At 66.3% G+C, this 11,853-nt stretch carries 10 protein-coding genes; 2 read left to right on the top strand and 8 right to left on the bottom strand.

Annotation, left to right across the window (positions count from 1 at the left end; genetic code table 11):
* Positions 1 to 3 precede the first annotated feature (3 nt).
* Complete coding sequence (locus FOC84_RS16075; RefSeq protein WP_173145283.1) at positions 4 to 864, bottom strand: isocitrate lyase/PEP mutase family protein; 861 nt, start codon at positions 862 to 864, stop codon at positions 4 to 6.
* 102 nt (positions 865 to 966) lie between these two features.
* Here FOC84_RS16075 and FOC84_RS16070 point away from each other — a divergent pair, with 102 nt between their 5' ends.
* The gene (locus tag FOC84_RS16070; RefSeq protein WP_173145282.1) at positions 967 to 1,845 is read left to right on the top strand and encodes a LysR family transcriptional regulator; all 879 of its coding nucleotides are present in this window, start codon (positions 967 to 969) and stop codon (positions 1,843 to 1,845) included.
* 37 nt (positions 1,846 to 1,882) lie between these two features.
* Here the strand turns inward: FOC84_RS16070 and FOC84_RS16065 are convergent, their stop codons facing one another.
* The 4 genes from FOC84_RS16065 to FOC84_RS16050 all read right to left on the bottom strand — a co-directional run bounded on the left by FOC84_RS16065 (position 1,883) and on the right by FOC84_RS16050 (position 5,425).
* Positions 1,883 to 2,698: a siderophore-interacting protein gene (locus FOC84_RS16065; protein WP_173145281.1), complete on the bottom strand. Its 816-nt coding sequence runs from the start codon at positions 2,696 to 2,698 to the stop codon at positions 1,883 to 1,885.
* Between the two features lie 22 nt (positions 2,699 to 2,720).
* Entirely contained in the window at positions 2,721 to 3,485 is a 765-nt protein-coding gene (locus FOC84_RS33395; protein WP_254241984.1) for a PadR family transcriptional regulator, read from the bottom strand.
* A 64-nt stretch (positions 3,486 to 3,549) separates the two neighbouring features.
* On the bottom strand, positions 3,550 to 4,443 hold the full coding sequence (locus FOC84_RS16055; RefSeq protein ID WP_173145280.1) for a DMT family transporter: 894 nt from the start codon (positions 4,441 to 4,443) through the stop codon (positions 3,550 to 3,552).
* A 91-nt stretch (positions 4,444 to 4,534) separates the two neighbouring features.
* Positions 4,535 to 5,425 (bottom strand): helix-turn-helix transcriptional regulator, encoded by an 891-nt coding sequence (locus FOC84_RS16050; RefSeq protein WP_173145279.1) that lies wholly within the window; start codon positions 5,423 to 5,425, stop codon positions 4,535 to 4,537.
* A 97-nt stretch (positions 5,426 to 5,522) separates the two neighbouring features.
* Here FOC84_RS16050 and FOC84_RS16045 point away from each other — a divergent pair, with 97 nt between their 5' ends.
* Positions 5,523 to 6,995: an MFS transporter gene (locus tag FOC84_RS16045; protein ID WP_173145278.1), complete on the top strand. Its 1,473-nt coding sequence runs from the start codon at positions 5,523 to 5,525 to the stop codon at positions 6,993 to 6,995.
* Here the strand turns inward: FOC84_RS16045 and FOC84_RS16040 are convergent.
* The 3 genes from FOC84_RS16040 to FOC84_RS16030 form a co-directional block, all read right to left on the bottom strand.
* Complete coding sequence (locus FOC84_RS16040; protein ID WP_173145277.1) at positions 6,976 to 7,974, bottom strand: fimbrial protein; 999 nt, start codon at positions 7,972 to 7,974, stop codon at positions 6,976 to 6,978. The genes FOC84_RS16045 and FOC84_RS16040 overlap by 20 nt on opposite strands.
* 169 nt (positions 7,975 to 8,143) lie before the next feature.
* A complete protein-coding gene (locus tag FOC84_RS16035; protein ID WP_438800885.1) occupies positions 8,144 to 9,037 on the bottom strand; it encodes a fimbrial protein in 894 nt (297 codons plus the stop codon).
* A gap of 149 nt (positions 9,038 to 9,186) precedes the next feature.
* The gene (locus FOC84_RS16030) at positions 9,187 to 11,766 is read right to left on the bottom strand and encodes a fimbria/pilus outer membrane usher protein (protein ID WP_173145275.1); all 2,580 of its coding nucleotides are present in this window, start codon (positions 11,764 to 11,766) and stop codon (positions 9,187 to 9,189) included.
* Positions 11,767 to 11,853 lie beyond the last annotated feature (87 nt).

Raw genomic sequence — 11,853 nt, 5'->3', positions numbered from 1 at the left:
CGTCTACTGCGCGTCCAGCGCCAGATAGCGGCGCGTCTGCACGATCTCCTCACGCTCCTTGAAGCTGGTGAGCTGATCGGCCAGCGCGCTGCTGTCGCCCGTCTGCTTGATCGCCGCCAGCGTGGCCTGCATGGCGTGGATGGCGGCGCGCTGCAGATCCGACGGAATGATCGCCAGGCGGTAGCCCATGGCCGCCAAATCGGCCAGCGGCGTCAGCGGCGTCTTGCCGCCGTAGAACATGTTGATGAGCTTCAGGCCCGGCAGGCGTTCGGCGATGGCGCGGATCTGCTCAAGCGTCTCGGGCGCTTCCACGAAGATCATGTCCGCCCCTGCCTTCAGGTAGCGCTCGGCGCGCGACAGCGCGGCCTCGAAGCCTTCGACCGCGATGGCGTCGGTGCGGGCGATCACCAGCGCGTCGGCGTCGCTCAGGGTCTGGCGCGCGATGTGCACCTTGCGGCACATTTCCTCGACGTCCACCAGGCTCTTGTCGTCCAGGTGGCCGCAGCGCTTGGGAAAGGACTGGTCTTCGATGTGAAAGGCCGCCACGCCGGCGCGTTCCATGATGCGCACGGTGCGCTCCACATTGGCCGAACCGCCAAAGCCGGTGTCGGCATCGGCCACCACCGGCAGGCCGCTGGCGTCCACGATCTTTTCCACGCGGTCCATGACCTCGGTGAAGCTGAGCAGGCCGATGTCCGGATAGCCGGCGGCGCGCGCGATGGCACCGCCGCTGGCGTAGACGGCGGAAAAGCCGGCCGCGGCCACCAGCCGGGCCGACATGCCGTCATAGGCGCCGGGCGCCACGACGATGTCGCGGGCCAGGTGGTGGCGCAACAGGGTGCTGGATTTGATGGGGGCAGTCATGCGGATTCCTTGCAGGTGTCGTCGATGTGTCCATGATCCGCGCGCCGCAATAGAATGTCCAATATATGGAAAATTCATAATCAATACTTTTTGAGTACCGATATGGAATTGCGCCACCTGCGTTACTTCGTCGCCACCGCCGAGGCCGAGCACTTCACGCGCGCAGCGGAACAGCTAGGGATGGCGCAGCCGCCGCTGTCGCAGCAGATCCGTCAGCTGGAACAGGAAGTCGGCACGCCGCTGTTTGACCGCACCGGCCGCGGCGTCGCCCTGAACGACGCCGGCCGCGCCTTTCTATCCTGCGCGCAGGACATCCTGCAGCGCGCCCAGGCTGCCGTGCAAACGGCGCAACGCGCCGCGCGCGGCGAAGTCGGCGAGTTGACGTTGGGGTTCACGGAATCCGCGTCCTTCAGCGGCGTGGTGACCGAATTGATCCGGCAGTACCGGCTGCAGTACCCCGACGTGGAAATGACGCTGTCGCAAGGCGATAGCGAAACGCTGGTGGCGCAGCTGCGCAGCGGCGCCATCGACGCGGCCTTCGTGCGTCCGCCCTTCGCGCTGGACGGCGGCCTGGCGTTCACCCAATTGGCGGAAGAACCGCTGGTGGTGGCGCTGCCGCTGGGTCACGCGCTGGCGCGGCGCAAGCGGCTGGCGCCGGCGGACCTGGAGCAGGAGCGCTTCATCCTGTATTCGCGCAAGTCCGGTTATGGGCTCAGCGCCGACATCATGGCGGCCTGCCGCCAGCATGGGCTCAATCCGCAGATCGGCCAGCGCGCGCCGCAGCTGTCGTCGGCGGTGAATCTGGTCGCCGCCGGCATGGGCGTGGCCATCGTGCCGGAGTCGCTGCGCCATCTGCGGCCCGACGGCGTGGTGTACCGCCCCTTCGCGCTGGACTGGCCGCGCGCGGTGCTGGGCCTGGCGGTGCGCGAGCAAGGCGCGGGCGGGCGCGTGCGCAATCTGCTGGCGTTGGCCGGTGGCTGAAGGTCTTTATCGCCTCGCCAGCCGGCTCGCCATTGGCTCAGCCTTCGTGGGACTCGTGCACGGCCACGGCGCCACGCTTCCAGTAGCTGGCGGCGCGGATGCGGCTCTTGTCGATGCCGTGCTGCGTCACCATGATTTCCCGCACGGCCTTGGCGGCGGCGGACTCCGCGGCGACCCAGGCATAGCCTTCACCCGGCGGCAAGGCCAGCTCGCGCGCGGCTTCCAGCAGCAGGGTGCTGTAACCCGCCGCGGTGCCGTTGCGATGCAGCCAGCGCACTGAAACCTGCGCTTCGCTAGCCAGCGGGATTTCGTTGGAGGCATCCGGCACTTCGATCAGCACCAGCGCCTGCGCAGCAGCCGGCAGTTCTTCCAGGCGGCGCGCAATGGCGGGCAAGGCGGTTTCATCGCCGATCAGCACATGCCAGTCGAAGCCCGTGGGCACGACGAAGGAGCCGCGCGGCCCGCCTATGCCCAGCTGCTGGCCAGCCTTGGCCTGTTCAGCCCAGGTGGATGCGGGGCCATCGCCGTGCAGCACGAAATCGATCACGAGCTCCTTGCGCGCCGCATCGAAGCGGCGCGGCGTGTAGTCGCGCGCGGCGGGCTTGGGCGCGTCTTCGGGAAACTTGATGCCATCCGCGCTGGCGACCGGCAGGGCCGGCGGCAAGGACGGATCGGCGGCGAAAAACAGCTTCACGTGGTCGTCGAACGAGGCGGACACGAAGTCCTGCAACTCGTCGCCGGTAAAGGTAACGCGGGCCATCAGGCCGGCGATGCGCTCGACGCTGGCCACGGTCAGCATGCGCATCTTCAGGTTGTGGCGGACGCGTTCGACATTCAGGTCGTTGCGGGTCATGGATACTCCAGGAATAGGGTCTTCAGGAACAGGCCTGGCCATTGATTTCGTCGGTGGCGCGGGCCAGGATGGCGGCGATGCGCCGCTGCTCCGCGGGCGTAGCGTCCGTGCGGTCCAACAGCGCGCGCTTGAGCGCCTGGCGCGCGGCCACGAATTCCGGCAGCCAACCCGTGGCGGTGTCCTCGCCTTCCGGACCGACGCTGCGCGGCTGGCCGCTCCAGGCCTGGCGCATCCAGTCCATCTTGCGCGCCACATGCTTGAGCTTGTTGAACATCAGCGCCAGGCGTTCGCGGTTGCCGTCCAGGTGCGCGCGGCCCGGCTCGGCCAGGTGGTAGCGCTTCTTCGCGCCTTCTTGCTCGACGGTGGCGTAGCCCAGCTCTTCCAGGTAGGTCAGCGCGGGATAGACCATGCCGGGGCTGGGCGTATAGAAGCCGTTGCTGAGCGCGCCCAGCGCCTTGATCAGTTCGTAGCCGTGGCTGGGGTTCTTTTCCAGCAGGCCCAGCAGCATGAGCTGCAGGTCGTCGGCGCTGACTTTGCGGCTGCGGGTCCAGCCGCGCCCGTCGTCGCCGAAGCCGCCGCCGAAGCCGCCGCCTTCGCGCTCGTCGGCCGGGCCGGAGAACCAGTCGCCGCCCGCGCCGGCGTGGCGCTGATGGTGGCCATGGCCTGCGTGATGGCGGTGATGTGCCTCGCCATGGTGGTGTTGGTGCGGATGCGGATGATCGTGGCCGCCCTGCGGCTTATGGCGGGCACGGCGTACGAATGCGGTGATGAATTGGGAGTCGCGCATGGTCTATCTCCAGATATGTATCTTACGATATATATCTTACGATATACCTACGATAGTCCAGGAGTCAAGCGCGGCGTTCGAACACCCCTGCCGCGATACCGCCCACGATCAGCGCCATGCCCGCCATCAGCGAGGCGCTGACGGGCTCATGCAGAACCACGGCCGAGCACAGCAGGCCCACCACGGGCACGCCCAGGAGCCCGATGGACGTGACGCCCGCAGGCAGCGAGCGGTTCACGTTCACGGCGGCCCAATACGCCACCGCGATGCCGAAGACGCCGGCATAGCCCAGCAGCCATGCCAGGTCCGCGCTCCACGCCACTTGCGGCGCGCCTTCCACCGCATAAGCCACGGCGGACAGCACGATAGAGGCCAACAGCGCCTGCCAAAGCGCCAGTTCGAAAGGCGGGGTCACCCAGCGGTGCGCGCGCACGTAGACGATGTTGGCTGCCCAACACAGCGCAGCCAACAGAATCAAGCCATTGCCGAACAGCGCATCGCGGCTGCTCCAGTCGAAATCCAGCGGATTGAAGACAACCACCAGACCCAGCAGGCCCAGGGCCAGTCCCAACCGCCGGGCCCGGCCCACGGACTCTCCCAGGAACAGCCAGGCTCCCGGGATCACCCACAGCGGGGTGGTGTAGGCCAGCACCGCCGAGCGGCCCGCCGGTACATACAACATGCCCAGGCTGACCAGCGCGGCGAAGGCGCCCATGTGCAGCAGCCCCACACTGAGGATCACAGGGATGTCGGCCTTGACCGGCCGCGCCACGCGACGCAGCGCGAGTCCCAGCAACAGCAATGCGGCCGTGCCCGCGATGCTGCGCGCGGCCGCCGCCCAAATGGGCGTCATGTACTGCAGCAGCAGCTTGTTGACGATCCAGGTAAAGCCCCAGGCCAGCACCACCACGCCCAAAAGCAGCAAGGCCTGGCGGCGGGACAGCGTGGCGGTGGACATGGGCGGCGTATGCGTCCGCAGGGACGCGGCGGTATGAAGAAGCCCCGACTATAGGAGCCGCCCGCCGCGGCTCCGTAGACCCACGGCGCGCCTATTCCCTGGTGCCACGGGCGGGCTGCGATCCGGCGGTTGCGCGGCCTCCTAGCCAGCGCTCGAAGGCCGCGGCCTTCGGTTCGTCCGGCGCGGGCGCGTAGACCACCAGCCTCAAGTGCCGGCTCTCGTCCACCGACAAGGTGGAATGCTCGAACGCCAACTCGCCCAGGGGCGCCAGCCGCAGGCTGCGCAGGCCCATGCAGGCTCCATGCACATCGTGTTCGCGCCACCAGATCTTGAAGTCCGGCGACACGCGCTCCAGCTCGTCCACCAGTTCGCCTACATCCGGCGCCTGGCCCGCGCTGGCGAAATCGCGCCGGAACGTGGACAGCATGGCGGGCGCTTGCGCCGGCCAGTCCACGAACAGTTCCCGCATCGCCGGGTCCGCGAACAGCATCCACAGCAAGTTCCTGCGGCCCTCTGCCTGCGCCGAAAAATTGAATACCCGGTCCGCGGCCGCGTTCCACACCACCACGTCCCAGCGCAGATTGAGGATGTAGGCGGGGCGCGCCGGCAGATCGTCCATCAGGCGGCGCACTTGCGCCGGCACCGTGCACCAGGTGCGGCCCGGTTCCGACGGCGGCCGCTGATGCGCCAGCAGGTACAGGTGGCGGCGTTCGGCGGCGTCCAGCTTCAGCACGCGCGCCAGGTTTTCCAGGAGCCCAGCCGACACGCTGATGTTGCGGCCTTGTTCAAACCAGGTGTACCAGGCCAGCCCCACCCCTGCCAGCGCGGCCACTTCCTCGCGCCGCAATCCTGGCGTGCGCCGACGGGCGCCCGCCGGCAGCCCCACGTCGGCGGGGCTGAGCCGTTCGCGGCGCAGGCGCAGGAACTCGGACAAATCGGCGCGGGTGCGATCCAGGCGCTTGGAAGCTACAGTTGCGGTCATGTGTCTATTGCAGGCAGTAATAGCATAAACAGCTAAATTGTATAAGGCTAAAAGCCCCTCCAGAATAGCGCCCATCGACACTCCGATGGCGCTTTCCATGACTTCCTCCGCGCTTCCCTGCCCCGCACTGCACGCCGCGCCGCAGCCCGTGGGCCGCCTGGGCCTGGCTGTACTGCTGTCTGGCGGCTTCATCACGATCTTCGACCTGTTCGTGGTGAACGTCGCCATCCCCAGCATGCAATCCACCCTGTCCGCCAGCTTCGCGCAGATCAGTTTCATCATCGCCGCCTACGAACTGGCCTACGGCGTGCTGCTGATCGCGGGCAGCCGGCTCGGCGACCGCCACGGCAGGCGGCGCCTGTTCATGCTGGGCATGGCGGGCTTCGCGCTGGCCTCGGCGCTGTGCGGCCTGGCGCCCACGGCCGACACGCTGATCGCCGCGCGCGTCCTGCAAGGCATGGCGGCGGCCATGCTGTTTCCGCAGGTGTATGCGCTGATCCGCGTCAGCTACGACGACCACGAGCGGCGGCGGGCGTTTGGCCTGCTGGGCATGACGCTGGGGCTGGCGGCCATTGCCGGACAAGTGCTGGGCGGCTGGATCGTGCATGCCGACCTGTTCGGGCTGGCATGGCGCAGCATCTTCCTGCTTAACGTGCCGCTGGGCCTGCTGGCGTTGCGGCTGGCCCGTCACATCCCGGAATCGCGGGAGCCTTCGGGCGCGCGCATGGACTGGCCCGGCGCGGCGCTGGTGGGCGCGGGCCTGACCTTGTTGCTGCTGGCGCTGATCGAAGGCCCGCAGCGGCATTGGCCCGCATGGACGGTGGCGTGCGGCGTGGCGGCGCTGGCCGTGCTGGCGCTGTTCGTGCGCATGCAGCGCCGCATCGCGGCCCGTGGCGGCGCGCCCCTGGTCGACATGGCCTTGCTGGCGCAGCCGCGCTTCGCGGCCGGCTGCCTGTTGGTGATGCTGGTGTTCTCCACCGCCAGCGCCATGTTCCTCTGCTATGCGCTGCTGGTGCAGACCGGTTTCGGACTGGACGCGCTGACGGCGGGCCTGATCTTCGCGCCCGCCAGCGTGGGCTTCGTGGCCGGATCGATGGCGGCGCCGCGGCTGGTCGCAAGCTACGGCACGCGCGCCATTGCGCTGGCCGCGCTGCTGTATGGCGGCGCCACGGCCGCCTTGATGCTGCAGGTCGGCGCGGCCGGCGCCAGCCTCGCGCCGTGGTCGCTGCTACCGGCGCTGGTGTGGCTGGGCGCCGCGCAAGGCGCCGTCAATACGCCGCTGGTGAACCTGGCGCTGGGGTTGGTGGAGGACCGCCAGGCCGGCATGGCGGCGGGCGTGGTGTCGACCTTGCAGCAGGTGGGCGCGGCGCTGGGCGTGTCGGCGGCGGGGATGCTGTATGCAGGCACGCTGGACGCCTATGCCGATGCCGGCGCGGCCGAACGTCACGCCCGCGCTTTCGCCAGCGCCCTGCAATTCAATGTGGCAGCGATCCTGGCCGCGACGGCTGTGTTGTGGTGGCTGGGGCGCGCGGCGAACCCGGAACAGGCCGCTACTGATAGCTCATCGTGAAGGTGGCGCGGCCGTTGGCAGTACCGGGGGTCACGACAGGGTCGGTCTGCACGTAGCGCGCCGCCAGCGGAATGGAAAAGGCAGTCATGCCTGTGGCCACGGTACCTGCGTGCCAGCGGTTTACGTTGGTGGGCTCGCTGGAATCCGGACCATATCCCAGCACGGCGCCTTCATGCAGGACCTGAATCCCGACGCCCTTGGCCTGGGAGCCTGGCGACAAGCTCAACACCTTGGACCGGTTGCTGGCGTCCGTGGCGTCCGTCAGCGTAGCGTAGACCTGCGCTGACATGCCTTCGTCTCCCCCCTTGCAGGCCAGATCGATGCTGAAAGGCCGAGCGGGCGAGGTAGAGCCGACGCCGGTGAAACTCTTCGCGGAGACATTATCCAGCGATGCCTGGACCGATCCGGCCGTAAAGGAACAGGTGGGTAAGGATTGGGGCTTCACGGCAACGGAGGACGCCAGATAGATCATCGCGAACTTCGTAAGGATATTGGCATCCCCCCACCAGTAGCCGACGTTCCTCGAGAGCGTGCCCGAGCCTGTGGGGCCTGTCTTGACCAGTTGGTACTCGAGCGTATGCGGCGGGACGTTCGGTCCAAATGTACCCTTGCAACTTATGGGCCAGTAACGACCTGCCGCGCAAGTATGCGTCGGCATTCTCAGGCGGAAAGCCACCCCTTGGATGCCGGTGGGATAGAGATTGCCGATGGCGCCGCCATAGCCCGCATCGCCATAAAAGTTCATGGTGGTCGATTTTGAGACGCAGCCTATGCCCGAACCGGTAATGGTGACGGGAGAGGAAATCGAGTACAGCACATCCCCTACCGCCGCGTTGGGATCGAATGTCAGTTCGGAGGGAAGACTCAAGGTCATTGAGTTGGGGACTTGGCACATCGCCTGCCCGGCCGCCTGCGCGGAGAGCCCCAGCATGAGCAGCAAGCCTGCGGCAAGCGAAAACAAGTTCGGAAATTTAGTCATCGTATGGTTTCCAGTCCATGGCAATTAGGAAAAGCGTGGCTATTTGCAGCGGGTTTCAAGCTGCCGATAGCTGTCGGTACGCACGCCTTTCTTCATTGCCGGTCATTCGCAATCCATACGGCACGCGCTTTCAACGTCGCGGCGATCCAGGCCGCGGCGGCTCGGCTTCCTACTGATAGCTCATCGTGAAGGTGGCGCGGCCGTTGGCGGATCCTGGCGTCACGACAGGGTCGGTCTGCACATAGCGCGCCGTCAGCGGGATGGAGAACGTGCTCATGCCCGTGGAAATGGTGCCGGCGTGCCACTGGTTCAGGTTCCCGGTTGCGTTCGAATCCGGGCCATAAGCCAGCACGGTGTCGCCCTTCAAAACCTCGATGCCGACGCCCTTGGCTTGGGAGTCCGGCGACAAGGTCAATACGTTGGAGCGGTTGCCGGTGTTGGTGGCATCCGTCAGCGTGACATGGGCCTCGGCGGACATGCCTGGATCTCCGCCATTACATTTCAAATCGATGTTGACAGGCCGCGCGGGTGAGGTGGAGCCAACGCCCTTGAAGCTCTTTGCGGGGAAACTTCCCAATGAGGCCTTGATCGGTCCCGCCGACGAAATTGAACAAGTGGGCGGCTGCCGCACTCTTACCGAAATGGCTTGGAAAAGGGTGAAACGCGCGAAGTCGTCAGTGTAGGTAGGGTGATTGTAGTTGTCGCGCCAGGTGGCTATCTGCGCGCCTGCGGGGCGGTTTCCGGAGGTAATAGGCCCTGTCTTAACCAGTTCCATTTCCATCGTGTGCGTGGGGACGCCAGGCCCAAACTTTCCGGAGCAACTCGTGGGAAAGTAGGCCGACGTACACCCGCCGCTCGTTATCCGCAAGCGGTAGCCAACTCCCGGAATCCGCGAGTTGTAGGTGTTAGGCGCGATAAGGGCGTCTGCCCCAGTGAACGTCATCGTGACCGTGGAGCTGAGACAGGGACCATTGTTGCTACCAGCCGAACGGTACAAGTGAAGAACGTGCAGCACAGCCCCAACCTGGGCACTCGGATCTACGACGATCTCTGGAATCGTCATTCCATCGGGCATCCAATTGGCGTTTTGACAGAGCGTCGCGGAAGCACTTGGCGACAGCGACAGCAAAAGCAGCGCAGCGCCCGTTAAATACAAGTTTCGAAGCGTTTTCATGTTGCAGTTCCGATCGGTAGCTATTAGAAGAGAGTTGATTATTGGCAACGGGTCTCAATCTGCCGATAGGTGTCGGCACGGGTCCCTTTTTCGAGTGCGGGGAGCTCGTAGTCCAGGCGGCAAGATTCACCAGGCTGCTCGCCCCACTTGACCATCAGTTGACCGCTGTCCTGGAGCCCGCGGGCCAGCACGCGGCTGGCCTGCCCAACCAGGCCGACTTCCACGCCGTGCTCGTCAACCACGCTGGCGCCGAACGGCAGCGGCTTGCCATCAGCCCGCAGAGCCACCAGCATGGCCGAGCTGCCCGAGACCGTGGCGTACCGCAGCATCGAGACCGCGCCGGCGCGCGGCGCCACCTGCTGGCTGGTGACCTGCAATTCCACGTCGGTGGACAGGCCCTTGGGATCGATCTCCACCGCGTTCATACGATACGGCGTCAGATGCGGCACCACCGCATAGCCGCGGCTGTTGACGCGCACGCCTGAAGCGTTGAGCAGCCGCGCGCCTTCCGCGTCGGGCGCTTCGACGATGCCGAAGGTTTCCGACAGAGGTTGCGACAGCGTGACGCCACCCGGATGGACCACGACCGCGCCGCGCATGCCGACCGAGCTTTGCGAGTAGCCCGTGCCGACGCCTGCGCTGCCCATGAATTCCGCCACCGGCGCACGGTAAAGCAAATTGGCACTGCCGCCATTCCTGCTGCTGCCCGAGCCGCCGGAAGCATGGTCGGCGCTAAGACCATAGGACAGCTGATTGTCCTCGCCCGTGGAGCCGGACAGCGTGCTTTGCATCTGCATGCGGCCGGTGGCATCGCGCCCCACATTGGTAGACAGGCTCAACGGATTGGTCTTGCCCAGCGGAATGCTGAAGGTGGCGTAAACCGCGGTGCCCATCTGCTGGCGGCTGTCGCGCTGGCGCTGAACCGTCAGGTTGTAGCCGATGGTCTTGTAAGTGTTGGCATAGGCAATGCTGTAGTTCACGTCGCGGCCATCGCGGTTCCAGTGGTCCACGGTCGAGCCGGTGAAATTGACGCTGCCGCGCTGTCCGCCCAACTGCTGGCTGATGACGAGCGAGGCGCGGTTGCGCTCACGTACCATGCTGCCGGTATAGCGGTACTGGCCGTAGCCGTAGAGCGAATTCATGGCTTCGTTCAGGCCATAGAAGCCTCCGGTGGAGTAGCGGTACGCCGCGATGGAAACGTTGGTGCCGGTATCCGGCAGGCTCTTGGCATAGCTGGCACGCAAGCTGGTGCCGGTATGCGTGGCGCCGTCGCGCGACAGGCGCGACTGGGTCGCGTCCAGGCCGACCGCGCCGACCGATGTATTGAGCGTGCCGCCCAGCAGGGCCGAGGTGTAGTTCTGCGCCACCGTGGCGCCGGCATAGCCCGTCACCAGGTTGGACAAGCCACGTTGGTAGGTGGCTTGCAGGAACTGCGGGCTTTTCGACAACTGCTTGTTGCGCACGGCGCCGCCGACCACGCTGTAGCGGCTCACGCCGGGGCGCAGCGACATCGGCACGGCCGCATAAGGCACCGAGAACTTGCGCACGCTGCCATCGGCCTCCTGCACGGACACATCCAGGTCGCCGCCGTAGCCGGTGGCATAAAGGTCGGTGATTTCAAAGGCGCCGGGCGCCACCGTGGTTTCGTAGATGATGACCGAGTTCTGGCGGATGGTGACACGCGCGTTGCTGTTGGCCACGCCGCGCACCACCGGCGCGTAGCCGCGCAGCGAATCGGGCAGCATGCGGTCGTCGCTGGCCAGGCGCACGCCCTTGAAGGGCGTGGAGTCGAACAGTTCGCCGCTGGTGTAGGCTTCGCCCAGGGTCAGCTGCGACGACAGCCCCACGATCTCACGCTGTGCGTAGGTCGAGATGTTCTGATACTGACGCCGGCCCTGGGAATCGAAGGAGTAGGAGCCGTTGTGGCGCAGGCGCCAGTCGCCGATGTTGGCGCCGGCCCGCAGGCCCAGATAACCCTGCCGCTGCGTGCCGCCGAAGGCCTTGTTGCGGTAGTTGTACAGGTTGAAGTCGTAGTCGGCCATGGCCGCGTTGACGCCCGAGTCCCACAGTTCCGGACTGACATAACCGCGGGCGTGGCGGCTCATCGCAGCCTGGGGAATGCTGAGGTCCAGGCGCTGGTCGCCAAAGTCGAAATCGCTGCCCGCGTCGGCCGCGATCTCATCCAGACGCAGACTGGCGCCCTGCGCCAGCTTTTCGGTCGCCTCGGCAGGCAGCTTGCCCAGATCGACACCGATGCGCTGCAGCAGCTGGCGGTCGAAAACTGGCTGCGCCGCCGTCTCGCCGGCAACCGGCGCAAACGGCACATCCACGCGGCCGACATAGCCCTGGTTGATGAACAAGTCCACCGAATAGTTGCCGGGCGCGGCCGCATTTCCCTTGGCGAAACGCGACAGGTCGGTGCGCTGGCCCGAGCCGCCCATCAGGAAAGCATCCTCGAACTCCACCGAGGCCACCATTTGTCCGGGCGCGGCGGCCTCGGCGGCCAGCGCGTCCAAGTCGTGCAAGGCCAGAGCCACCAGCAACGCTGCGCACAGGGGCGTAAGGCGCAGACGGGCGCGATCTCGCGTATGCAGGAGCTGGGACAGAGAGTTTTTCATGGTGACGGCGTTGAGGAGTGAGCTCGGTGGAAACGCTGGGCAAAACCCTCCCTGGGGATGCCGTTGCCGGCATCCATCACAAAGAGG

Origin of the sequence: Achromobacter pestifer (genome assembly GCF_013267355.1) — a bacterium.
Classification (GTDB): domain Bacteria; phylum Pseudomonadota; class Gammaproteobacteria; order Burkholderiales; family Burkholderiaceae_B; genus Achromobacter; species Achromobacter pestifer_A.
This window is presented reverse-complemented; position numbering and strand designations above follow the sequence as displayed.

Bases quoted from the DNA above. Each gene is read 5' to 3' on its own strand.
- FOC84_RS16030 (WP_173145275.1), bottom strand. From the start codon at position 11,766: ATGAAAAACTCTCTGTCCCAGCTCCTGCATACGCGAGATCGCGCCCGT.
- FOC84_RS16040 (WP_173145277.1), bottom strand. From the start codon at position 7,974: ATGACTAAATTTCCGAACTTGTTTTCGCTTGCCGCAGGCTTGCTGCTC.
- FOC84_RS33395 (WP_254241984.1), bottom strand. From the start codon at position 3,485: ATGCGCGACTCCCAATTCATCACCGCATTCGTACGCCGTGCCCGCCAT.
- FOC84_RS16045 (WP_173145278.1), top strand. From the start codon at position 5,523: ATGACTTCCTCCGCGCTTCCCTGCCCCGCACTGCACGCCGCGCCGCAG.
- FOC84_RS16070 (WP_173145282.1), top strand. From the start codon at position 967: ATGGAATTGCGCCACCTGCGTTACTTCGTCGCCACCGCCGAGGCCGAG.
- FOC84_RS16075 (WP_173145283.1), bottom strand. From the start codon at position 864: ATGACTGCCCCCATCAAATCCAGCACCCTGTTGCGCCACCACCTGGCC.
- FOC84_RS16035 (WP_438800885.1), bottom strand. From the start codon at position 9,037: ATGACGATTCCAGAGATCGTCGTAGATCCGAGTGCCCAGGTTGGGGCT.
- FOC84_RS16055 (WP_173145280.1), bottom strand. From the start codon at position 4,443: ATGTCCACCGCCACGCTGTCCCGCCGCCAGGCCTTGCTGCTTTTGGGC.
- FOC84_RS16065 (WP_173145281.1), bottom strand. From the start codon at position 2,698: ATGACCCGCAACGACCTGAATGTCGAACGCGTCCGCCACAACCTGAAG.
- FOC84_RS16050 (WP_173145279.1), bottom strand. From the start codon at position 5,425: ATGACCGCAACTGTAGCTTCCAAGCGCCTGGATCGCACCCGCGCCGAT.